Source organism: Mesorhizobium sp. WSM3862 (genome assembly GCF_002294985.1).
In the GTDB taxonomy this organism is placed as follows: Bacteria; Pseudomonadota; Alphaproteobacteria; order Rhizobiales; family Rhizobiaceae; genus Mesorhizobium.
Genome location: NZ_NSGE01000011.1, coordinates 72,665 through 96,202, shown reverse-complemented (window position 1 = coordinate 96,202; position 23,538 = coordinate 72,665). Strand labels below are relative to the sequence as shown.

Genomic DNA, 23,538 nt, shown 5'->3' with positions numbered 1-23,538 from the left:
GTGAACGGGACTCAATGTATCTGAAAAATCTAGCCGGCATCCTGCCTGTCGAGGGAACAGCTTCCCCCGATCTGGAGGTTACCGGTCTCTCCTCCGATTCCCGCCAGGTAAGACCGGGCGTCGTTTTTTTCGCGCTCGCCGGCAGCAAGGCTGATGGCTCGACCTATGCCGCCGATGCCGCCGGCCGCGGCGCTGCCGCAATCGTGGCGGCCAGAGGCAATACCATCTCCGGTCTGTCGATCCCGGTTCTTGCCGTCGATGATCCGCGTCTGGCATTGGCGCTGAGCGCGGCGCGCTTCTTTGGCAAGCAGCCTCGGACGATGGTCGCCGTCACCGGTACCAGCGGAAAGACATCGGTTGCCGCCTTCACCCGCCAGATCTGGGAGCAGGCAGGTTTTGCCGCCGCTTCGATCGGCACGACGGGCGTGGTGGCGCCTGGCCGCAACGAATATGGCTCGTTGACCACGCCCGATCCCGTCGCCCTGCACCAGTTGCTCAAGGAACTGGCGGAGGCAGGGGTAACGCACGCCTCGATGGAGGCTTCCAGCCATGGTCTCGACCAGCGTCGGCTCGACGGCGTCAAACTGGCCGCCGGCGGCTTTACCAATCTCGGCCGCGACCACATGGATTACCATCCGACGGTTGAGGATTATCATCGTGCCAAGCTGCGTCTGTTCGACACGCTGCTGCCGAAGGGGGCGCCGGCCGTGATCTTCGCCGACGATCCCTGGTCGCAGCCGACGGTTCATGCCGCGCGGGCAGCGGGCCTGAACGTGCTGACAGTCGGCCGCCACGGCGAATTCCTGACGCTGAAGCGCGTCGAGCATGAGCGGCGGCGCCAGCGTGCCGAGGTGGAGGCCGATGGTGTGCTTCACGAGATCGACCTGCCGTTGGCAGGTGATTTCCAGATCGCCAACGCGCTGGTTTCGGCCGGCCTCGCCATCTCGACTGGAACATCTGTTGATAAGGCCTTGGCCGCATTGGAGAAACTCAAAGGTGCGCCGGGCCGCCTCGACCTTGTGGGCACGACGGCCGCCGGCGCTCCGGTCTATGTCGACTATGCGCACAAGCCCGACGCGTTGGAAAATGTCCTGACCTCGGTTCGTCCGTTCACCACGGGCCGGGTCGTTGTCGTCTTCGGCTGCGGCGGCGACCGCGATCGCGGCAAGCGGCCGATCATGGGCGAGATCGCGACCCGGCTCGCCGATGTCGTCATCGTCACCGACGATAATCCGCGCACGGAAATCCCTGAAACCATCCGCGCGGCAATCCTTGCCGGGGCGCCCGGCGCCATCGAGATCGGAGACCGCCGCAAAGCGATCCACGAGGCCGTCGCCATGCTCCATGCCGGCGATACGCTGATCGTCGCCGGCAAGGGGCATGAGGAAGGCCAGACGATCGGCACCGAAACCTTCCACTTTTCCGATCATGAGGAAGTGCGCGAGGCGCTCCAGGAGCGCGCCGCATGAGCTTGCTCTGGACGTCGCAAGCGCTTGTCGAGGCCATGGGCGGCAGGCCGATCGGCTCGATGCCGGAAGGCATCACCGGCATTTCGATCGACAGCCGCAGCCTCGAACCGGGCAACGCCTTCTTCGCCATCAAGGGCGAGACGATGGACGGCCACGATTTCGCGACCGCTGCAGTGAAGGCGGGCGCTGCGGTGCTGGTGGTGGCCGAGGGCAAGCTGCCGTCGCTTGGCCGGCTGACTGCGCCGATGATCGTCGTGCAGGATGTGCTTGCGGCGCTGGAAAAGCTCGGCATTGCGGCGCGCGCTCGCTCACGGGCCAAGATCATCGCGGTGACAGGCTCTGCGGGCAAGACGACCACCAAGGAAGCGCTGCGCCATGTGCTGTCGGCGGTCGGCAAGGTGCACGCCTCGGCGCAGTCGTTCAACAATCACTGGGGCGTGCCGCTGACCTTAGCCCGCATGCCCGCGGACTGCGACTACGCGATCTTCGAGATCGGCATGAACCATCCGGGCGAGATCAGGCCGCTGGTCAAGATGGTGAGGCCGCATGTCGCGATCGTCACGCTGATCGCGGCCGCCCATCTAGGCTTCTTCAAGAATCTCGACGAGATCGCCATGGCCAAGGCCGAGATTTTCGAGGGCATAGAGGCCGGCGGCGCCGCGCTGCTCAATCGCGACGATCCGCGTTGGAAGCTGCTCGGGAAAGTGGCCAAGGAGGCGGGTGTCGAGCATGTCTTCGGCTTCGGCGAGAACGCCCGCTCGGCCTTTCGTCTTGTTGGCTGCGACCTTTATGCCGATCACTCCGATATCGCGGTCAAGATCGGCAAGAGGGACGTGACGGCCCGTGTCGGGGCGCCCGGCCGCCACATCGTGCAGAATGTGCTGGCGGTGCTTGGCGCCGCGCAACTGGTCGGCGCCGATCTCGACAAGGTCGCGGCGGCGCTCGCCGATCTTTCGGCCGAGCGCGGGCGCGGCCGGCGCCACATTTTGCGCCATCCGAACGGTCCGATCACGCTGATCGACGAGAGCTACAATGCCAATCCGGCGTCGATGGCGGCAGCCATGGCGCTGCTCAACGCCACGCCGGTATCGGGCGAGGGCAGGCGCATCGCCGTGCTTGGCGACATGCTGGAACTCGGCAGCCATTCGGCGAAGCTCCACGCGGCGCTTGCCGAACTTATTATCGGCACAGAAACGCGTAACGTCTTTCTCGGCGGCCCGGAGATGCGGGCACTGGCTGAGGTTTTGCCTTCGGATGTCGAAACCGAGTACCGGCCAGGAGCCGAAGAGCTGAAGCCCGTCGTCATGTCGGCGATCAGGCCGGGCGACGTGGTGATGGTCAAGTCGTCGAAAGGCATCGGCTTTTCAAAGCTGGTCGAGGCATTGCTCGGCAAATTTCCGGCGGAAGCCGCAACCATTGAACCGACCTGAGGTCGGGATCCGGGGGACCGATGCTCACTTTACTCGTTGATTTCGCGGACAAGATCTCGGCCTTCAATGTCTTCCGCTACATCACCTTTCGCACCGGCGGCGCGCTGATCACTTCGGCGCTGATCGTCTTCATATTCGGACCGACCATCATCAATTCGCTGCGGCTTCGCCAGGGCAAGGGGCAGCCGATCCGCGCCGACGGACCGCAGACACATTTCAAGAAGGCCGGAACGCCGACGATGGGCGGGCTGATGATCCTGTCCGGCATCATCGGCTCCTCGCTTCTGTGGGCAAACCTCTCCAGCATCTATGTCTGGGTGGTGCTTTTGGTCACCGTCGGCTTCGGCTCGATCGGTTTCTACGACGACTATCTCAAGGTGACGAAACAGTCGCATCTGGGCTTCTCCGGCAAGGCGCGGCTGGCGATCGAATTCGTTGTCGCCGGCATCGCGGCCTGGGTGATCATGCACAATGGCCAGGCGCCGTTCTCGTCGTCGCTGACCTTCCCGTTCGCCAAGGAATTCCTGATCAATCTCGGCTGGTTCTTCGTGCCGTTCTCCTGCTTCGTCATCGTCGGCGCCGGCAATGCGGTGAACCTGACCGACGGTCTGGACGGGCTGGCGATCGTGCCGATCATGATCGCTGCGGCATCGTTCGGCGTCATCGCCTATCTTTCCGGCAACGCGGTGTTCGCCGAGTATCTGCAGATCCATTTCGTTCCCGGCACCGGCGAACTGGCGGTCGTGCTGGGCGCCGTCATCGGCGCCGGCCTCGGCTTCCTGTGGTTCAACGCGCCGCCGGCCGCGATCTTCATGGGCGACACCGGCTCGCTTGCCATGGGCGGCCTGATCGGCACCATCGCTGTCGCCACCAAGCACGAGATCGTGCTGGTCATTGTCGGCGGCCTGTTCGTGGTGGAGATCCTGTCGGTCATCATTCAGGTCGGCTACTTCAAGATGACCGGCAAGCGCGTCTTCCTGATGGCACCGATCCATCACCATTTCGAAAAGCTCGGCTGGACCGAGAGCCAGGTGGTGATCCGCTTCTGGATCATCGCCGTCATCCTGGCGCTGGTCGGCCTCTCCACCCTCAAGCTCAGATAGGATGCCCGCTTGATCGCCGCCGCTTCCTTTGCAGGCAAACGCGTTTCGCTCTTCGGGCTCGGCGGATCGGGGATTGCGACCGCGCATGCGCTGATCGCCGGCGGCGCCGAGATCCTCGCCTGGGATGACAATCCGGACAGCGTCGCCAAGGCGGCAGCCGCCGGGATCGCGACCGGCGACCTGCGCGGCGCCGACTGGTCGCGCTTTGCGGCCTTCGTCCTGTCGCCCGGGGTGCCGCTCACGCATCCGAAGCCGCACTGGACGGTGGAACTGGCGCGCGGCGCCGGCGTCGAGGTGATCGGCGACATCGAGCTGTTCTGCCGCGAGCGCATCCAGCGCGCGCCGGCCGCACCCTTCGTCGCGATCACCGGCACCAACGGCAAGTCGACGACCACGGCGCTGACGGCGCACATCCTGAAGTCGGCCGGACGCGACACCCAGATGGGCGGCAATATCGGCCGCGCCATCATGACGCTCGATCCGCCCGAGGCCGAACGGCACTATGTGGTGGAGTGCTCTTCCTACCAGATCGATCTCGCGCCCTCGATCAATCCGACCGCCGGCATCCTGCTCAATCTGACGCCCGACCATCTCGACCGCCACGGCACCATGGCGCATTACGCCTCGATCAAGGAAAGGCTGGTCGCCGGCAGCGACACCGCGATCATCGGCGTCGACGATTCCTGGTGCGCCCAGATCGCCGACCGGCTGGAGCGGGCAGGCCGGCAAGTGATCCGCATTTCCAAGCGCCTGCCGCTGACCGACGGCTATTTCGCTGACGGCACGAATCTGATGGAAGCCGTGCACGGTCGCTACAGCCGCATCGCATTCCTGGAAGGCATCGGCTCGCTGCGCGGCCAGCACAATGCGCAGAACGCGCTCGCCGCCGTGGCCGCCTGCCTCAGGGTCGGGCTGGAACTCGGCGAGATCCAGGCGGGGCTGGAAAGCTTCCCGGGGCTGGCGCACCGCATGGAGCAGGTGGGCCGCAAGGATCATGTGCTGTTCGTCAACGATTCCAAGGCGACCAATGCCGATGCGGCGGCTCCCGCGCTGTCGAGCTTCAACCGGATCTATTGGATCGCAGGCGGCCTGCCCAAGGAAGGCGGGATAGAGCCGCTGCGCGGTTTCTTCCCACGCATCGCCAAGGCCTATCTGATCGGCGAGGCCGCTCCCGCTTTCGCCGCCACGCTCGGCGAGGCGGTGCCTTACGAAATTTCCGGAACGTTGGCGGCCGCGGTCGAGCACGCCGCCCATGACGCCGCGGGCGACACCGGCGGCGAGGCCGTCGTCCTGCTTTCGCCGGCCTGCGCCAGTTTCGACCAGTTCAAGAATTTCGAGGTTCGCGGCGAAGCCTTCAGGCAAGCTGCGACTGCTATTGATGGGGTGAAACCCATCGGAGGGCCACGTTGATGCAAAGCCGTCTCGACAAAAGTCCGGTCGCAACCTGGTGGTGGACGATCGATCGCTGGTTCCTGGCGGCATTCCTGTCGCTGATGGGGCTCGGCATCGTCTTGTCCTTCGCCGCAAGCCCGGCGGTCGCCGAGCGCATCGGTCTCGACAGCTTCCACTTCGCCACAAGACAGATCATCTTCACCATCCCGGCGCTCGTCGTGATGCTCGCGGTTTCCTTCCTGGAAGCGCGACAAATAAGGCGCATGTCGCTGGCGATGATCTGCATCATGCTGGTGCTGATGGTGGCGGTTCTCTATATCGGCGTCGAGGTGAAGGGCGCGCGGCGCTGGGTATCGCTGGCCGGGCTCTCGATCCAGCCGTCCGAGTTCCTGAAGCCGGCCTTTGTCATCATTTGCGCCTGGCTGTTTGCCGAGCACAAGCGCCAGCCAGACATTCCCGGCAATCTGTTCGCCATGCTGCTGCTGGCCTTGGTGATCTCGCTGCTGATCGCGCAGCCGGATCTCGGCCAGACCATGCTGGTGCTGGGCACCTGGGGCGTGATGTTCTTCATGGCCGGCCTGCCGTGGTTCTGGATCGTCGCGCTGGGGGCTGCCGGCGTCGGCGGCGTGTTCGCGGCCTATACAATGTTTCCGCATGTGGCCGCCCGCATCGACAAGTTCCTCACCGGCGAAGGCGACACTTTCCAGGTCGACATGGGCCGCGAGGCGCTGATCAATGGCGGCTGGTTCGGCGTCGGCCCAGGCGAGGGCACGGTGAAGCGGGTCATCCCCGACAGCCACGCCGACTTCGTGTTTTCGGTCGCGGGCGAGGAGTTCGGGCTGATCATGTGCTTCTTCATCATGTCGATTTTCGCCTTCATCGTGCTGCGAGGATTGAGTATCGCGCTCAAGGAGCATGACGACTTTACCCGTTACGCCGTCGGCGGGCTCGTCACCATTTTCGGCCTGCAGTCGGCCATCAACATGTGCGTGAACCTACAGTTGATGCCGGCCAAGGGCATGACGCTGCCCTTCATTTCCTACGGCGGCTCCTCGCAGATCGCGATTGCCGTCTCGATGGGCATGGTGTTGGCGCTGACGCGCAAGCATCCCGAAAAGCGCAAGCAGATTGGCTATGCCTTCTCGCAGCGCGCCATGCCGGCGGAATGAGGCGGGATGTCGAGGGGTGTCATCCTGCTGGCGGCCGGCGGAACGGGCGGACATCTGTTCCCAGCCGAGGCGCTTGCGCATGAACTGATCGAGCGGGGCTGGGAGGTGCATCTTGCCACCGACCGCCGCGCGGAGCGCTACTCCGGCCACTTTCCAACCGCCGCGATCCACTCCATCCGCTCGGCGACTTTGGGCTCGAAGAATCCCTTCGCCGTGCTCGCCGCCTTCTGGACGATCTGGCAAGGCGTGCGGCAAGCGGGGCGTGTCATCGCCAGGATCAAGCCCGACGCCGTCGTCGGCTTCGGCGGGTATCCGACATTGCCGCCGCTCTATGCGGCGACACGGCGCAAGGTGCCGACGCTGATCCATGAGCAGAACGCCGTCATGGGACGTGCCAACAAGGCGCTGTCGAGCCGGGTCGATGCGATTGCCGGCGGGTTCCTGCCCGAGGGGGAAAGCGCGGCCGGCGCCAAGACGGTGACCACGGGCAATCCTGTGAGGCCGCAGATACTTGAAGCGGCGAAATCGCCTTATGCCGCGTCGGATGCCAGCGAGCCGTTCCGCTTCCTGGTCTTCGGCGGCAGCCAGGGTGCCCAGTTCTTTTCCGATGCTGTGCCGGCGGCGATAGCGCTTTTGCCCGAAGCGCAGCGCAAGCGGCTGGCGATCACCCAGCAAGCGCGCGCGGAAGACGTGGCGCGAGTGAAGACCGCCTATGCCGATCTCGGCGTCGACGCGCAGGTCTCGCCCTTCTTCACCGATATGGCGGCGCGCATGGCGGCCGCACATCTGGTGATGTCGCGGTCCGGTGCCTCGACCGTATCGGAGATCGCGGTCATCGGACGCCCGGCGCTGCTGGTGCCTTACCCGCATGCGCTCGATCACGACCAGGCGGCGAATGCCGCGGCACTTGCCGCCGCCGGTGGGGCCGAGGTCCATCAGCAATCGACGCTCTCGGCCGAGCGGATCGCCGCGTTGGTCGGCGGGCTGATGGAGGATCCCGGCCGGCTGACCGCAATGGCCGCGGCTGCCCGCTCGGCCGGAAAACCCGACGCGGCGCGGTTGCTCGGCGATCTGACAGAGGCTATTGCGTCCGGCAAAACGGTTTCCGACTACAGGAGGACGCGCGCATGAAGATGCCGCAGACGATCGGCCTCGTGCATTTCATCGGCATCGGCGGCATCGGCATGAGCGGCATTGCCGAGGTGCTGCACAATCTCGGCTACAAGGTGCAGGGCTCGGACCAGGCGGACGGCGCCAATGTGCAGCGGCTCCGCGACAAGGGCATCGAATGCTTCGTGGGCCACAAGGCCGAGAACGTCGGCGAGGCCGAGGTGGTCGTGGTGTCGACCGCCATCAAGAAATCCAACCCTGAGCTCAGGGCGGCGCGCGAGAAACTGCTGCCGGTCGTGCGCCGCGCCGAGATGCTAGCCGAGCTGATGCGCTTCCGCCAGGCGGTCGCCATCGGCGGCACGCATGGCAAGACGACGACCACCTCCATGGTGGCGACGCTGCTCGAAGCCGGCGGACTCGATCCGACCGTCATCAATGGCGGCATCATCAACGCATATGGTACCAATGCCCGCATGGGTGACGGCGAGTGGATGGTGGTCGAGGCCGACGAGAGCGACGGCACGTTCCTGAAACTGCCGGCCGACATCGCCGTCGTCACCAACATCGATCCCGAGCATCTCGACCACTATGGCAGCTTCGACAAGGTGCGCGAGGCCTTCCGCCAGTTCGTCGAGAACGTACCGTTCTATGGTTTCGGCGTTATGTGCACCGACCATCCAGAGGTGCAGGCGCTGGTCGGCAGCATCGAGGACCGGCGCGTCATCACCTATGGCGAGAATGCCCAGGCCGACGTGCGCTTCGCCAATCATCGCATGGACGGAGCTACATCCGAGTTCGACGTGGTGATCCGCGACCGCAAGGGGCGGGGCACGACGACGATCACGGGTCTGCGGCTGCCGATGCCCGGCCGCCATAATGTCTCCAACGCGACGGCAGCGATCGCGGTCGCGCATGAGCTTGGTCTGTCCCCCGGAGCCATCAAGAAAGGCCTGTCATCCTTCGCCGGCGTCAAGCGACGTTTCACGCACACCGGTTCCTGGAACGGCGTCGAGGTCTTCGACGATTACGGCCACCACCCGGTCGAGATCGCGGCGGTGCTCAAGGCCGCGCGCGGAGCCACAAAGGGCCGCGTCATCGCGATTGCGCAACCGCACCGCTTCACCCGGCTGCACGACCTGTTCAATGAGTTTTCCGTCTGCTTCAACGATGCCGACACGGTCATGGTGGCGCCCGTTTACGCGGCCGGCGAGGAACCGATCGAGGGGGCGACCTCGGACGCGCTGGTGTCGCGCATCCGTGCCGGCGGCCATCGCGACGCGCGCTATATCGAAGGCCCGGCGGCGGTCGCGCCGGCCGTCCGCGAACTTGCCAAGCCGGGCGACTTCGTCATCTTCCTCGGCGCCGGCAACATCACGCAATGGGCCTATGCGCTGCCCAAGGAACTCGGTGGGGCCCCCTTATGATGCGCGGCCAGGACCTGATCGACAAGCTCGGCGACAAGCTTGCCGGCCTGCGCGGCCGCGTCACGCCCAATGCCGAGATGGACAAGATCACCTGGTTCCGTGCCGGCGGGCTGGCGGAAGCGCTGTTCCAGCCGGCCGACGAGGAGGATCTCGCGGCCTTCCTACGCGCGGTGCCGGAGGAAATCCCGATCACGGTCGTCGGCGTCGGCTCAAACCTTCTGGTGCGCGACGGCGGCATTCCCGGTTTTGTGGTGAGGCTCTCCGCCAAGGGGTTTGGCGAGGCCGAGGTCACCGGATCGACCACCATCAAGGCTGGCGCAGCAACGCCGGACAAGCGCCTGGCCGCCGTGGCTTATGAAGCCGGCATCGGAGGGTTTCATTTCTTTCACGGCATCCCGGGCGCTGTCGGCGGGGCGCTGAGGATGAATGCTGGCGCCAATGGCGTCGAGACGCGCGAGCGCGTGGTCGAGGTGCGGGCGCTCGATCGCGCAGGCAATGTCCATACGCTGAGCAATGCGGATATGGGCTATGCCTACCGCCATTCGTCGGCGCCTGGCGGATTGATCTTTACCTCGGCCATCTTCGAGGGCCCCCCGGGAGACAAGGTTGCGATTAAGGCGGCGATGGACGCCGTGCAGAACCATCGCGAGACGGTACAGCCGATCCGCGAGAAGACCGGCGGTTCGACCTTCAAGAACCCGGAAGGCTCGTCGGCGTGGAAAGAGATCGACAAGGCCGGCTGCCGCGGGCTGATGATCGGCGGCGCGCAGATGTCTCCCATGCACTGCAACTTCATGATCAACACCGGCACCGCGACCGGCTACGATCTCGAATATCTCGGCGAGACGGTGCGAGCGCGGGTGCTGGAAAATTCGGGCATCCGCCTGCATTGGGAGATCAAGCGGCTGGGCAACTTCCGGCCGGGTCACGCGGTGCAGGAGTTCCTGGGCCAGCTTCTTTAGCTCGCTGCGATGTTCAAGTAGTGCTTGAACTTGCGTCGTCGGCGACGCCGTCAAGCGTTACCGCAAAGACTCAACAACACACTTTTCTCGCCCGTTTTCGCGGAAAGTGAATCTCTCGGAATCATAGGTACTTGCCAGGGAATCAACTCTCTGATTCTCTGCTCTAAAGCGTTTCCTGATTTGAGTCGTTTGACGCGTTACCCGCGTTTTCCGTCTGGGGGGCAACCTGCCGGAAGACCCGGACTCAATGTGCGGAAATGTTGCGTGCGGAAATATTGGTTGCAGGCCCGGCGTGAAAGGGGAAGGCGGGATGAAGAAGAAGCATGTGGCTGTTCTCCTGGGGGGATTTTCCTCGGAGCGGCCCGTGTCTCTGTCGTCGGGGAAGGCATGTGCGGATGCGCTCGAGAATGAAGGCTATCAGGTCACCCGCGTCGATGTTTCGCGCGATGTCGGGTCTGTGCTTGCCGAGCTCAAGCCCGATGTCGCCTTCAACGCGCTGCATGGCCCGTTCGGCGAGGATGGCACCATCCAGGGAATTCTCGAATATCTCGGAATTCCCTACACCCATTCGGGCGTGCTCGCTTCGGCGCTGGCCATGAACAAGGAGCAGGCCAAGAAGGTCGCCAAGGCGTCCGGCATTCCCGTCGCGGAATCGAAGGTGGTCAACCGCTTCTCCGTCCAGAACAAGCATCCGATGAAGCCCCCTTACGTGGTGAAGCCGGTCAATGAAGGCTCGAGCTTCGGCGTCGTCATCGTGCACGAGGGGCAGTCGCATCCGCCGCAAGTCATCGGCTCGTCCGAATGGAAGTATGGCGAGATCGTCATGGTCGAGCGCTACATCCACGGGCGCGAGTTGACCTGCGCGGTGATGGGTGACGTGGCGCTTGGGGTCTGTGAAATCATCCCGACCGGTCATTCCTTCTACGACTACGATTCAAAGTACGTCCCGGGTGGATCAAAACACGAAACCCCTGCAAAAATTTCACCGAATATTTACCAAAAAATACAGACACTGGCCCTCAAGGCTCATCTTGCTATCGGTTGCCGGGGCGTTTCCCGGTCGGACTTCCGTTACGACGACCGTCACTCCGAAAACGGCGAGGTTGTCTGGCTCGAGATCAACACCCAGCCGGGCATGACGCCGACGTCTCTGGTGCCTGAAATCGCCGCGCAAGCGGGGCATTCGTTCGGCGAATTGTTGAGTTGGATGGTGGAGGACGCTTCGTGTCTGCGTTGAGGTGGGGCCAGGGCAAGGGCCGCGGGACTGGGCCCGCGCTGTTCGGCGTGCCGCTATCGTTCGACCATTTCGTGTTGCCGCGCCAGCTTCGGCGGCCGGTGCGTTTGCTTGCCCGTCTCTGCGATGGCGAGTATGAGGCGCCGCGCTTCTCGGCTGCGATCCTCTCGGCTGCCTTGTTGGCTTCCGCCGGAGCCTACGGGGCCTATCTCGGCGGCTACGCCGACAGCATCGTGCAGGGCGTGACGGCCCGAACCGGTTTTGCCGTCGACCAGATCAAGGTCGTCGGCAATCGCCAGACTTCCGAGATCGATATACTGGACCGCCTCGGCCTCGATGGCTGGACGTCGCTGATCGGCTTTGATGCCGAGGCTGCGCGCGAGCGCATCGCGACGTTGCCCTGGGTCGAGGTTGCGGCCGTGCGCAAGATCTATCCTCACACGCTGGAGGTCCGTGTCGAGGAGCGTGAGCCCTTCGCGCTCTGGCAGCAGGGCAATTCGCTTTCGGTCATCGAGCGGTCGGGCGAGGTGATCGCGCCGTTCTCGGGCGGCAAGCAGGCTTTGCTGCCGCTGATCATCGGCACGGGCGCGCCGGCCAAGGCGCCGGATTTCCTGGAGAGGATCAAGCGCTATCCCGAGCTGGCGGCGCGGGTCAAAGGCTATATTCGTGTCGGCGAGCGGCGCTGGGATCTCAAGCTGGAGAACGGCATCACCGTGAAGCTGCCGGAAGACGGCGAGGATCAGGCGATCGCCGAGCTCGTCAAGCTTGATCATGACAACGGACTGTTGACGCGCGACATCGCTGCCGTCGACATGCGGTTGTCCGATCGCCTGGTCGTCGAGCTCTCGCCGGAAGCGGCGACGCAGCGCGAAGCCGCGCTCAGCGACAAGCCGAAGACCCTGACGAAACGCAAGCCGGAGACGAAGATATGAGCTGGCTTGGCGGCGGCGGTGATGCCTCTTCGCGCCGGTCGGGCACGCTGACGGTGCTCGATGTCGGCTCGAGCAAGGTCTGCTGCGTGGTGGCGAAGCTGAAGCCGCGCGAGGACGGCAAGCTGTTGCGCGGACGCTCGCATCGCATCCAGGTGATCGGCATCGGCCATCAGAAGTCGCAGGGAGTTAAGTCGGGCGTCGTGGTCGATCTCGACCGCGCCGAGCATGCCATCCGTCTCGCTGTCGACGCCGCCGAGCGCATGGCGGGGCTCACCGTCGATTCCCTTATCGTCAACCTGACGGCCGGCCGGCTGAAGAGCGAGGCCTTTTCGGCAACCATCAATCTCGGCGGCCATCAGGTCGAGGAAGCCGACATCAAGCGCGTGCTCGCTGCCGGCGCGAAGCAGGCGCTGCGGGCCGAGCGAGAGGTGGTTCATTCGCTTCCCGTCGGCTTCTCGCTCGATGCCGAGCGCGGCGTGCGGGATCCCCGCGGTATGGTCGGGGAGACGCTGGGCGTCGATATGCATGTGCTGACCGGCGATGCTGCGCCGATGCGCAATCTCGAGCTTTGCATCAACCGCTCGCATCTGTCGGTCGAGCGCATGGTGGCGACGCCGTATGCCAGCGGTCTCGCGGCTTTGGTCGACGACGAGCTCGAAATGGGCGCGGCCTGCATCGATATGGGCGGCGGCACGACCACGATCTCGGTGTTCTCGGAAGGCAAGTTCGTGCATGGCGACGCCATCGCTATCGGCGGCAATCATGTGACGCTCGACATGGCCAAGGGGCTGTCGACTTCGCTCGACGCCGCCGAGCGATTGAAGGTAATGCATGGCTCTGCGCTGCCGGGCAGTGCGGACGACCGCGACCTGGTTTCCATCCAGCCGATCGGCGAGGAGGGCGAGCTGCCGCTACAGATCCCGCGCTCGGTGATGACGCGGATCATCCGGGCGCGCATCGACGAGACGCTGGAGCTTTTGCGCGACCGGCTGAACAAATCGGGCTACGGCAACGCCGTTGGCAAGCGGGTCGTTCTCACCGGCGGCGCCAGCCAACTGGCGGGCCTGCCGGAGGCGGCGCGCCGCATTCTTGGGCGCAACGTGCGCATCGGCCGGCCGCTCGGCGTGGCAGGCCTGCCGGAAGCGGCCAAGGGGCCGGCGTTTTCGACCCCGGTCGGGCTTCTGATCTATCCTCAAATGGCGAGCTTCGAGAGCCATTCGGCGAAAGGACTTTCCGGTTTCAGGATGACCGGAACGGGCGGAAAACTGCATCGCATGAGTCAGTGGTTGAGAGACAGTTTTTAATTTGACGGGGACAGCCCCAAAGGCGGCCGCAGCGGCGAGGCGGCGGGAAAGGCAAAGGACGGAGACTATGACCATCAATCTCAAGAAGCCGGACATCACCGAGCTTAAGCCACGCATCACCGTGTTCGGTGTCGGCGGCGGCGGCGGCAACGCGGTCAACAACATGATCACAGCCGGCTTGCGCGGCGTCGAGTTCGTGGTGGCCAACACCGACGCGCAGGCGCTGACGATGTCGAAGGCTGAGCGGCTGATCCAGCTCGGCGCGCATGTCACGGAAGGCCTCGGTGCCGGCTCGCAGCCGGAAGTCGGCCGCGCGGCGGCGGAAGAGTGCATCGACGAGATCATCGATCATCTGTCCAACACGCATATGTGCTTCGTGACCGCCGGCATGGGCGGCGGCACCGGCACGGGCGCTGCACCCGTCGTTGCCCGCGCGGCGCGCGAAAAGGGCATCCTCACCGTCGGCGTCGTCACCAAGCCGTTCCACTTCGAAGGCCAGCGCCGCATGAAGACGGCCGACATGGGCATCGAGGAACTGCAGAAATGCGTTGATACGCTCATCGTCATCCCCAACCAGAACCTGTTCCGGCTGGCCAACGACAAGACCACCTTCGCCGATGCCTTCGCCATGGCCGACCAGGTGCTCTACTCCGGCGTTGCCTGCATCACCGACCTGATGGTCAAGGAAGGCCTGATCAATCTCGACTTCGCCGACGTCCGCTCGGTGATGCGCGAGATGGGCAAGGCGATGATGGGCACCGGCGAGGCTTCGGGCGAGGGCCGCGCCATGGCCGCCGCCGAGGCGGCGATCGCCAACCCGCTGCTCGACGAGACCTCGATGAAGGGCGCCAAGGGCCTGCTGATCTCGATCACCGGCGGCCGCGACCTCACCCTGTTCGAGGTCGACGAAGCTGCGACCCGGATCCGCGAGGAGGTCGACCAGGACGCCAACATCATCCTCGGCGCCACCTTCGACGAGGAACTGGAAGGCGTGATCCGCGTCTCGGTGGTCGCTACCGGCATCGACAAGTCGGCAGCCGAAATCGCCGCGGCGCCAATCTCCATCCGCGCGCCGCAGAAGCCGGTCGCCCGTCCCGCGGCACCTGTTCAGGAAAGCCGTCCCGCACCGGTTCAGCAGCAGGCCTACGAGCCGCGCGCCGTCGATCCGGTCGCCGAGGCGATCCAGCTTGCAGAGGCGAACGCCGCCGCGATGGCACAGCCGCGCCCCGCGCCGGTCGATGACTTCCGCCCGCAGAGCAAGATCTTCCAGGCTCCGCCGGCCCAGCCTCAGCCGCACCCGATCGCCCAGCAGCCGATCATGCAGCCCGCGCCGCAGCGCGAGATGCCGCAGCCTGTGGCTGCAGCGCCGCAGCGCATGCCGCGCGTCGAGGACTTTCCACCGGTCGTGAGGGCCGAGGTGGAGGCCAAGAGCCGCCCTGCGGATCATGAGAACAGCGGACCGATGGGGCTGATCAAGCGGCTGACCAACGGCCTGACCCGCCGCGAGGAAGAGCCGGCCCGGCTGCAGCCGGCGCAGCCGCGCGAGCCGAAACTGCGCCAGGCGGCACCGGAAATGCGCCGCCTCGCCAGCCAGGACCCGCAGCTCTATGCGCCGCGCCGCGGCCAGCTCGACGACCAGGGGCGCCTCACGCCTCAAAACCGCACGGTGCAGGAAGACGACCAGCTGGAGATCCCAGCGTTCCTGCGTCGCCAGGCGAACTAATCGTTAAAGCGCGCCGCCTACGCGCCGCGCTTTAAGCAATGTTTGATAGTGTCGTTCTCCCAAAACCGCAGCGTACTTTCGGGCAGAACATGCACTAACGATATATAACAGCTGTTAACAGGCGGGCGAGAGATCGTCTGCCTGTTGCCTTCAAAAGTTATGGAGAAACAACGGATTACGAGTGTTTCTTCGTTCAGGGCAGCGGTTACACGGGGTAAGAAACCGTGATTTGGAGTCTCCCGGACGGGCCACTATCTTCGCGTCGGACTAAAGTCGGTTTGCCGGGATTCGGGGAGTTGGCCCTGCCTGCCGATGTTATCAGAGCCGCTGCCTTGCTCATTCGCCGCTTTTGCGCGCAGGCCAGATGATCCGTCGGGCCGTTAATGCCTAAGGCTGACAAGCGGACACAGGCGGTTTGGGCTTATGGGGTTTGTCTTGCACGACTATCAGACGACAGTTAAGGCGCGCGTGACGCTGACCGGCACCGGCGTCCACAGCGGCAAGCCCGTCACCGTTCATTTCCTGCCCGCCGACGCCGATACCGGCATCGTGTTCCACCTCGCGAATGGCGGCGAGTTCCGCGAGTTCCGCGCCCTGGTCTCCGAGGTCGGTGCCACCGACCTCTGCACCATGCTCGGCGATCCGGTCGGCGAGCATATCGGAACCGTCGAACATCTCATGGCGACGGTGTTCGGACTTGGCATCGACAATCTCATCATCGAGATCGACGGCCCGGAAGTCCCCATTCTCGACGGCAGCGCGGTGGCCTTTGTCGAAGCCTTCGACCAGGCGGGGATCGACACGCTTTCGGTCAAGCGCCGCTATATCCGCGTGGTCAAGCCGATCCGCGTCGAAGCCGGTGCATCCTGGGCCGAGTTCCGCCCCTATGACGGCACGCGATTCGAGGTCGAGATTGACTTCGAGAGCCCGGCCATCGGCCGCCAGCTCTTCGCCTCCGACATCAACCCCGACATCTTTCGCCGCGACATCGCGCGGGCCCGCACCTTCGGCTTCATGAAGGATGTCGAGCGGCTGTGGGCCGCCGGCTACGCGCTCGGGTCGTCGCTGGAGAACTCGTTGGTCATCGGCGACGACAACCGCGTCATCAATGTCGGCGGATTGCGCTATCCGAACGAATTCGCCCGCCACAAGACGCTCGACGCCATGGGCGACCTGGCGCTTGCCGGCGCGCGCTTCATCGGCTGCTTCCGCTCCTATCGTGGCGGCCATCGGATGAACGCGGCGGCGCTGCGCCGCCTGCTTTCGGACCGTACGGCCTTCGAGATCGTCGAGACGCGGCGCCGCGAGCGCGGCCGGGTCGCCGAAATGATCGCCGTCAGCGGACCGGTCTACGCGCCCTGGGTCATCTGATTTTTAAAGATTTTCTGGCTTTGTAGCGAAGCCGGTGTTGCGCAAATGCATCACAAACCCGTGAAATCGAGCGGCTTTGGGCACGGTCCCAAACCGCCACAAAAATGTGCGATTGGCCGGACATAGCGTTGCCGGGCAAGGGGATAATGGTTTATGGCTGCGGCCGGGACCGAAACGACGCCGAAAGGGCGGAATCCAAACATGTTTTTTTCGCGAGTTGGTCAATCGAAGGCGCCGTATCGGGCTGTTTTCCTGGCGTTTTCGTTGGTCGCCCCGTCGCTCATGCTGTCGGCCTGCATGTCGTCCGAGAAGGACGTCAATCTGGCGACCTATGTCGACCACACCGAACCCGCAGACGTTCTCTACAACCAGGGCCTCGCGAATCTGAATGCCGGCCGCCTCGATGAGGCGAGCAAGAAGTTCGACGCCGTCGACCGCCAGCATCCCTACTCGGAATTCGCCCGCAAATCGATGGTGATGGGCGCCTTCGCCGATTATCGCGCCGGCAACTATGACGAGGCGATCGGTTCCGCCAAACGTTACCTGACGCTCTATCCGTCAACCGACGATGCCGCCTATGCGCAGTACATCATCGGCTTGAGCTACTACCGGCAGATCAAGGACGTCACCCAGGACCAGAAGGAAGCGCGCCAGACGGTGCAGACCATGCAGGACTTGGTGACCCGCTGGCCGAATTCCGAATATGTCGACGACGCCAAGGACAAGATCCGCTTCGCCACCGACCAGCTCGCCGGCAAGGAGATGCAGATCGGCCGCTACTATCTGGAACGCCGCGAATATATCGCCGCCGTCAAGCGCTTCCGCACCGTGGTCGAGAACTACTCCAACACGCGCCACGTCGAGGAGGCGCTCGCGCGACTGACCGAAGCCTACTACGCGATGGGCCTGACGTCGGAAGCGCAGACAGCCGCAGCGGTGCTCGGCCACAACTACCCGGACAGCCAGTGGTACAAGGATTCCTACAAGCTCCTGCAGAGCAACGGGCTTGAACCGCGCGAGAATGCCGGGTCGTGGATCTCCAAGGCTGGGAAGCTGATCACCGGCGCCTGACACTTCTGATGCTGTCCAGACTGTCGATCCGCGATATCGTCCTGATCGAGAAGCTGGACATCGACTTCTTGCCTGGGCTTTCGGTGCTGACCGGCGAGACCGGCGCCGGCAAATCCATCCTCCTCGATGCGCTGTCGCTGGCGCTTGGCGCGCGCGGCGACGCTTCGCTCGTCCGCCATGGCGCGGCGCAGGGCCAGGTCATCGCCGTGTTCGACGTGCCGCGCAACCACCCGGCGCGCGCGCTGCTTGCCGACAACGACATCGAGGATGATGGCGACATCATCCTGCGCCGCGTGCAGACCGCCGACGGCCGCACCCGCGTTTTCGTCAATGATCAGCCGTCCAGCGTGACCCTGATGCGCGACGTCGGCCGCGCGCTGGTCGAGATTCACGGCCAGCATGACGAGCGGGCGCTCGTCGATCCCGGGGCCCACCGCGAATTGCTGGACAGTTTCGGCGGCCTTCTCGGCGCCGTGCGCGGCGCGGGCGAAGCCTGGCGCTATTGGCGGAACTGCGAGCAGGAACTTACGCGGCACCGCGCCAAGGTCGAGGCGGCGGCGCGCGAGGCCGATTATCTCAGGGCCTCGGTCGCCGAGTTGGCGAAGCTCGATCCGCAGCCGGGCGAAGAGACCGAGCTTGCCGAATTGCGCGCGCAGATGATGCGCGCCGAAAAGATCGCGTCCGAGATCCACGATGCGCAGGACGTGCTGTCGGGGCCGTCTTCGCCCCTGCCGCAGCTCGCCAGCCTGCTCAGGCGGCTGCAGCGTAAATCGGGTGAGGTGCCCGGCCTGCTCGACGATGTGGTGAAGTCGCTGGACGAGGCAATGATCTCGCTCGACGCGGCGCAGTCCGGCGTCCAGACAGCACTACGCGCCACCGAATACGATCCGCAGCGCCTGGAAAAGGCGGAAGAGCGGCTGTTCTCGCTGCGCGCGGCCTCGCGCAAGCACAATGTCGCCGTCGACGATCTGGCGCAGCTGCGCGACACGATGGCGGCCGACCTTGCCGATCTCGATGCGGGCGAGGAACGACTGCACGGGCTTGAAAAACAAGCAGCCGCCGCGCGCGAAGCTTACGACATAGCCGCGGCGCAGCTCTCTTCGCTGCGCCATGCGGCGGCGGCGGGCCTCACCAAGGCGGTGATGGCCGAACTGCCGGCCCTCAAGCTCGAGCGGGCGGAGTTCATCGTCGAGATGGTGAGCGATGCCGATGGCCGCATGGAAGAAGGCATCGACCAGGTCGAGTTCTGGGTGCGCACCAATCCGGGCACACGGCCCGGGCCGATGATGAAGGTTGCGTCCGGCGGCGAGCTGTCGCGCTTCCTTCTGGCGCTGAAGGTGGCGCTTGCCGACCGCGGCTCGGCGCCGACCCTGGTCTTCGACGAGATCGACACCGGCGTCGGCGGCGCCGTGGCCGACGCCATCGGCCAGCGGCTGGCGAGGCTGTCGAAGCGGGTGCAGGTGCTTTCGGTCACGCATGCGCCGCAAGTGGCGGCGCGTGCCGCGACGCATTTTCTAATCTCGAAGTCCGGCGGCAAGGACCGTGTCGCAACCGGCGTTGCCGAAATGGATCGCGCGGCGCGCCAGGAAGAGATCGCGCGCATGCTGGCCGGCGCCACCATCACCGATGAAGCGCGCGCCGCCGCTGAGCGGTTGCTGCGCGAGAACACGGCGGCAGCCTAGGCTTCTTGATTCCCCGGCTGGAATGCCGAGTCAGCAGGTGGCTGCATCCTGCTGTTCGGCAATGATTTTTGCGCAAGCCGACTCCTTCATACCGAATCCTGATTTATAGTGGCCCGCCACAATTCGAGGACCGCGCTTCATGTCTGAAAAACCAGTCGATTCGCTGAGCGAAAGCGAGGCCGCGGAGGAGCTGAAGCGGCTGGCGGCGGAGATCGCCGAGCACGACCGGCGCTACCATATGGAGGATGCGCCCACGATTTCGGACGCCGAATACGACGCACTGGCGCGGCGCAACCTTGCCATCGAGGGGCGCTTTCCCGATCTCGTTCGCGAGGATTCGCCGTCGCGTCGGGTCGGCGCGCCGCCGGCGGAAGGCTTCACCAAGGTGCGGCATGCCGTGCCGATGCTGAGCCTCGCCAAGGCCTATACCGACCAGGACGTGGCCGATTTCATCGAGCGTGGCCGGCGCTTCTTCGACCGCGACAAGGACCTCGATATCGCCTTCACGGCGGAGCCGAAGATCGACGGGCTATCGGCATCACTGCGCTACGAAAACGGCATCTTCGTGCAAGGCGCGACGCGCGGCGACGGCGCGGTCGGCGAGGACATCACCGCCAATCTCAAGACCATCGCCGACATCCCGAAGAAGTTGCAGGGCTCGGGCTGGCCGGAGGTCATCGAAATCCGCGGCGAGGTCTACATGACCTACGCGGAGTTCGAGGCTTTGAAGCAGCGCTCGGCAGCTATCGGCGGCCAGGACTATGTCAATCCGCGCAACACGGCGGCCGGGTCGCTGCGCCAGAAGGATCCAGCCGTCACCGCCAGCCGCAATCTGAAATTCTTCGCCTATGCCTGGGGCTACACGACGGCAGATCCCGCTCCAACCCAGTACGGTTCCGTGCAGAAATTCAAGGAATGGGGATTCCAGGTCAGTCCGCTGATGGTGCGGGCGAAGTCGATCGACGACCTCATCGCGCACTATCATCGGATCGAGGAGCAGCGTTCTTCGCTGGGCTACGACATCGACGGCGTTGTCTACAAGGTCGACCAGCTCGAGCTGCAGCGCCGCTGGGGTTTTGTGACCGGCGAGCCGCGCTGGGCAGTTGCCCACAAATTCCCGGCCGAACAGGCGATGACGACGGTCGAGAAGATCGACATCCAGGTGGGCCGCACCGGCACGTTGGCGCCGGTGGCGCGGCTGGCGCCGGTGACGGTCGGCGGCGTGGTGGTGGAAAACGTCACGCTGCACAATGAAGATTACATCAAGGGTTTTGACAGCAATGGGCAGCCGATCCGCGACGGCATTGACGTTCGCATCGGCGACACGGTGGTGATCCAGCGGGCAGGGGACGTCATCCCGCAGATCGTCAGGGTCGTCATCGACAAGCGGCCGGCCGATGCGGTGCCGTATGAGTTCCCGCACACCTGCCCGGTCTGCGGCTCGCCGGCGACGCGCGAGATCAACGAGAAGACCGGCAAGGAGGATTCGCGGCGCCGCTGCACCGGCGAGCTGATCTGCGCAGCGCAGGCCGTGGAGGGGCTGCGCCACTTCGTGTCGCGCGGCGCGCTCGATATCGAGGGCCTCGGCGCCGAAAACATCGACCTGTTCTTCAATGCCGGGTTGGTCAAGACCGCCGCCGACATCTTCACGCTGAAGGACCGCCGGCCGGCCGTCACCAAGGCGCTGGCGGTACGGCGTGAGGAGCAGGCGAGACTGCGCGAGGCCGCATCGGGCAAGACGCGCAAGAATGTGCGCAGCGTCGAAGATCGCAACTACGAAAGCCTCGACAAGCTGTTTGCAGCCATCGACGCGCGCCGCGAGCCGGAGCTCGACCGCTTCATCTTCGCGCTCGGCATCCGCCATATCGGCGAGACCACGGCGGCGGTGCTTGCCCGCCAGTTCTCGACCATCGAGGAACTGATCCGCGTCGGCAAGGAGACGGCGAAGGCGCAGGATCCGCATGATGTGTTCCCGTCGATCAACGGCATCGGCGACACCGTGATCAACGCCTTGCGCGACTTCTTCGGCAATGAGCGCAATGACGACGTGCTCGATGCGCTGCTCGCGCAAGTCCATCCTAAGCCCTATGTGGTCGAGATCTCGGCCGGCAGCGAAGTTTCCGGCAAGACGGTGGTGTTTACCGGCACGCTGGAAAAGATGACGCGCTCCGAGGCTAAGGCGATGGCGGAGCGCCTCGGGGCGAAGGTCGCCGGTTCGGTTTCGGCCAAGACCGATCTGGTGGTGGCGGGTCCGGGCGCCGGCTCCAAGCTCAAGGTTGCGAGCGATCTCGGCATCGAGGTGATCGACGAGGACACCTGGCTGCAGCGCATCGGCAGGGGCGGCTGATGGCCGGAGCGTTCAAGGGTTTTGGCGAGAAGGCCATTCCGTTCCTCAAGGCGCTCGACTTCCACCAGAGCCGCGAATGGTTCCAGGAAAACCGCGGTCTCTACGAGAGTGAGCTGCACGAGCCGTTCTGCGATCTCATCGAGGCACTCAGCGAGCGTTTCGCCGCGGCGAGGCTTGGCCTGCGCGGCGACCGCAAGAAGTCGCTGTTCCGCATCAATCGCGACGTTCGCTTCTCCAAGGACAAGCGCCCTTATAATCGGCACCTGTCGGCAATCCTGTCGCCAGACGGCACCAAGATGGAGCAGGGCGTGTTCTATGTGCATATCGGCCTCGAGCGCTGCTTTGCCGGCGTCGCCTGGTGGCAGCCCGGACCGGAGTTGCTGCAGGCGATGCGCAAGGCGATCGTGACGAAGCCGGCCGCCTTCCGCGCCATGGTTTCAGCGCTGAAAAAGACTGGGCTGGAGCTGGATAGGGAAGATTGCCTGAAGCGCGCGCCGCGTGGTTTCGAGGACGTCAGCGAAGCCGATCTCGCGCAAGCAGTCCGCAACCGCCATTTCGTGGTGCGGCATAATATTGATCCCGAAACCATCTACATGGCGGCGCTGGTTGACGATCTCGTCGGCTTCACCTTGCGCGCCAAGCCGCTGCTCGATTGGGGCAGGGCGATCCAGGGCAAGGCTGCCTGAGCGCTCAAGCCCGGCAATCAGTTCCGCTGATCGTCGGCTCAAGCGAATTGGTGTGACAAGCGGGGCGAAGCTCCCTAAATCAAGCCGCTCAAGGGAGCAGTTGGATGACGGCGGAAGCAATCTCCGAAAGCCGTGCGAGGAGCGATTTCTGGGACGGCGTGCGGCTGTCGATGCCGGTCGTGGTCGCCTCCGCGCCGTTCGCGATCCTGTTCGGCGCGATTGCCGTCGACAACGGCTTTTCGGTTCTGGAAGCATTCCTCATGAGCGCGCTGATCTTCGGCGGCGCCAGCCAGATGGTCGGCATCGAATTGTTCGGCCAGCATGTCGCGCCCTGGCTGATCGTGCTCTCGATCTTCGCGGTGAATTTCCGTCACGTGCTCTATTCCGCCGGCATCGGCCGGCGCATGGCGCATTGGCCACTGCTGCAGCAGGCGCTAGGCTATTTCATCCTGACCGATCCGCAATATGCCGTGGCCGAGGCGCGCGCGGCCTCCGGCCGATCGGTCGGGTTCGTCTGGTATCTCGGGCTCGGCCTGCCGGTCTATGTGTTCTGGGTGGCCGAAAGCGCGCTCGGCGCGGTCTTCGGCAAGATGATCCCGGATACCCATGCGCTGGGCATCGATTTCCTGCTGCCGATCTATTTCCTCGGCCTGGTTCTCGGCTTCCGCAAACGGCCGCTGTGGCTGCCGGTGGTCGTCGCCAGCGCGGCCGCCTCGATCATCGCCTACAAGACGGTCGGCTCGCCCTGGCATGTCTCGATCGGCGCCATTGCCGGCGTCCTTCTGGCGGTGATTCTGCCGCCGCATCATAGCGGCGTGGGGAAGCGCACATGAGCACGACCTTCTGGATCATCCTCGCCGGCGCCGTCGCCACCTATCTCACGCGCGTCGGCGGCCATCTCGTCATCTCGCGCTTCGAGACCGTCCACCCGCGCGTCGAGGCCGGCCTCAACGCCGTGCCGGCCGCTGTGCTGACGACACTTGTGGCGCCTGCCGCGCTCGGCGCCGGACCGGCCGAATGGGCAGCGCTGATCGTCACCGCGCTGGTGTCGCTGCGCGGCGGCCTTATGGCGATGTTTCTGGGCGGCGCGGCGGTGCTGATCGTCGCCAGGCAGTTCGTCGGCTAGAAG

At 64.8% G+C, this 23,538-nt stretch carries 19 protein-coding genes; all 19 read left to right on the top strand.

Going from position 1 to position 23,538, the window contains the following annotated elements; translation table 11 throughout:
* Positions 1-14 precede the first annotated feature (14 nt).
* The 19 genes from CK224_RS26450 to CK224_RS26360 all read left to right on the top strand — a co-directional run bounded on the left by CK224_RS26450 (position 15) and on the right by CK224_RS26360 (position 23,535).
* On the top strand, positions 15-1,469 hold the full coding sequence (locus tag CK224_RS26450) for a UDP-N-acetylmuramoyl-L-alanyl-D-glutamate--2,6-diaminopimelate ligase (protein ID WP_095783821.1): 1,455 nt from the start codon (positions 15-17) through the stop codon (positions 1,467-1,469).
* Complete coding sequence (locus tag CK224_RS26445) at positions 1,466-2,899, top strand: UDP-N-acetylmuramoylalanyl-D-glutamyl-2,6-diaminopimelate--D-alanyl-D-alanine ligase (protein ID WP_095783820.1); 1,434 nt, start codon at positions 1,466-1,468, stop codon at positions 2,897-2,899. Before CK224_RS26450 ends, CK224_RS26445 begins: the two co-directional genes overlap by 4 nt.
* Positions 2,900-2,919: 20 nt before the next feature.
* Entirely contained in the window at positions 2,920-4,002 is a 1,083-nt protein-coding gene (gene mraY / locus CK224_RS26440) for a phospho-N-acetylmuramoyl-pentapeptide-transferase (RefSeq protein ID WP_066990736.1), read from the top strand.
* Positions 4,003-4,011: 9 nt separating this feature from the next.
* On the top strand, positions 4,012-5,412 hold the full coding sequence (gene murD, locus CK224_RS26435; RefSeq protein WP_095783819.1) for a UDP-N-acetylmuramoyl-L-alanine--D-glutamate ligase: 1,401 nt from the start codon (positions 4,012-4,014) through the stop codon (positions 5,410-5,412).
* A complete protein-coding gene (gene ftsW / locus CK224_RS26430) occupies positions 5,412-6,563 on the top strand; it encodes a putative lipid II flippase FtsW (RefSeq protein ID WP_095783818.1) in 1,152 nt (383 codons plus the stop codon). The genes murD and ftsW overlap by 1 nt, the downstream gene beginning before the upstream one ends.
* A 6-nt stretch (positions 6,564-6,569) precedes the next feature.
* Positions 6,570-7,694: an undecaprenyldiphospho-muramoylpentapeptide beta-N-acetylglucosaminyltransferase gene (gene murG, locus CK224_RS26425; RefSeq protein WP_095783817.1), complete on the top strand. Its 1,125-nt coding sequence runs from the start codon at positions 6,570-6,572 to the stop codon at positions 7,692-7,694.
* Entirely contained in the window at positions 7,691-9,097 is a 1,407-nt protein-coding gene (gene murC, locus CK224_RS26420; protein ID WP_066990748.1) for a UDP-N-acetylmuramate--L-alanine ligase, read from the top strand. The genes murG and murC overlap by 4 nt, the downstream gene beginning before the upstream one ends.
* On the top strand, positions 9,094-10,059 hold the full coding sequence (murB, locus tag CK224_RS26415; RefSeq protein ID WP_066990751.1) for a UDP-N-acetylmuramate dehydrogenase: 966 nt from the start codon (positions 9,094-9,096) through the stop codon (positions 10,057-10,059). The genes murC and murB overlap by 4 nt, the downstream gene beginning before the upstream one ends.
* Positions 10,060-10,369: 310 nt before the next feature.
* Positions 10,370-11,296, top strand: a complete 927-nt coding sequence (locus tag CK224_RS26410; RefSeq protein ID WP_066990754.1) for a D-alanine--D-alanine ligase — start codon at positions 10,370-10,372, stop codon at positions 11,294-11,296.
* On the top strand, positions 11,284-12,225 hold the full coding sequence (locus CK224_RS26405) for a cell division protein FtsQ/DivIB (protein ID WP_067329052.1): 942 nt from the start codon (positions 11,284-11,286) through the stop codon (positions 12,223-12,225). The genes CK224_RS26410 and CK224_RS26405 overlap by 13 nt, the downstream gene beginning before the upstream one ends.
* The gene (ftsA, locus tag CK224_RS26400; RefSeq protein WP_095783816.1) at positions 12,222-13,529 is read left to right on the top strand and encodes a cell division protein FtsA; all 1,308 of its coding nucleotides are present in this window, start codon (positions 12,222-12,224) and stop codon (positions 13,527-13,529) included. Before CK224_RS26405 ends, ftsA begins: the two co-directional genes overlap by 4 nt.
* Before the next feature lie 67 nt (positions 13,530-13,596).
* On the top strand, positions 13,597-15,252 hold the full coding sequence (ftsZ, locus tag CK224_RS26395; RefSeq protein WP_095783815.1) for a cell division protein FtsZ: 1,656 nt from the start codon (positions 13,597-13,599) through the stop codon (positions 15,250-15,252).
* Between the two features lie 423 nt (positions 15,253-15,675).
* Positions 15,676-16,623, top strand: a complete 948-nt coding sequence (gene lpxC, locus CK224_RS26390; protein WP_066990765.1) for a UDP-3-O-acyl-N-acetylglucosamine deacetylase — start codon at positions 15,676-15,678, stop codon at positions 16,621-16,623.
* Between the two features lie 201 nt (positions 16,624-16,824).
* Complete coding sequence (locus tag CK224_RS26385; RefSeq protein ID WP_066990991.1) at positions 16,825-17,694, top strand: outer membrane protein assembly factor BamD; 870 nt, start codon at positions 16,825-16,827, stop codon at positions 17,692-17,694.
* 8 nt (positions 17,695-17,702) lie between these two features.
* The gene (gene recN, locus CK224_RS26380; RefSeq protein WP_095783814.1) at positions 17,703-19,376 is read left to right on the top strand and encodes a DNA repair protein RecN; all 1,674 of its coding nucleotides are present in this window, start codon (positions 17,703-17,705) and stop codon (positions 19,374-19,376) included.
* Positions 19,377-19,515: 139 nt separating this feature from the next.
* On the top strand, positions 19,516-21,723 hold the full coding sequence (gene ligA / locus CK224_RS26375) for an NAD-dependent DNA ligase LigA (RefSeq protein WP_095783813.1): 2,208 nt from the start codon (positions 19,516-19,518) through the stop codon (positions 21,721-21,723).
* Positions 21,723-22,409: a TIGR02453 family protein gene (locus CK224_RS26370; protein WP_095783812.1), complete on the top strand. Its 687-nt coding sequence runs from the start codon at positions 21,723-21,725 to the stop codon at positions 22,407-22,409. Before ligA ends, CK224_RS26370 begins: the two co-directional genes overlap by 1 nt.
* 104 nt (positions 22,410-22,513) lie before the next feature.
* Positions 22,514-23,242 carry an AzlC family ABC transporter permease gene (locus CK224_RS26365; protein WP_095783811.1) on the top strand — a complete coding sequence of 243 codons (729 nt, stop codon included), beginning with the start codon at positions 22,514-22,516 and terminating at the stop codon, positions 23,240-23,242.
* On the top strand, positions 23,239-23,535 hold the full coding sequence (locus tag CK224_RS26360) for an AzlD family protein (RefSeq protein ID WP_066990781.1): 297 nt from the start codon (positions 23,239-23,241) through the stop codon (positions 23,533-23,535). The genes CK224_RS26365 and CK224_RS26360 overlap by 4 nt, the downstream gene beginning before the upstream one ends.
* Positions 23,536-23,538 lie beyond the last annotated feature (3 nt).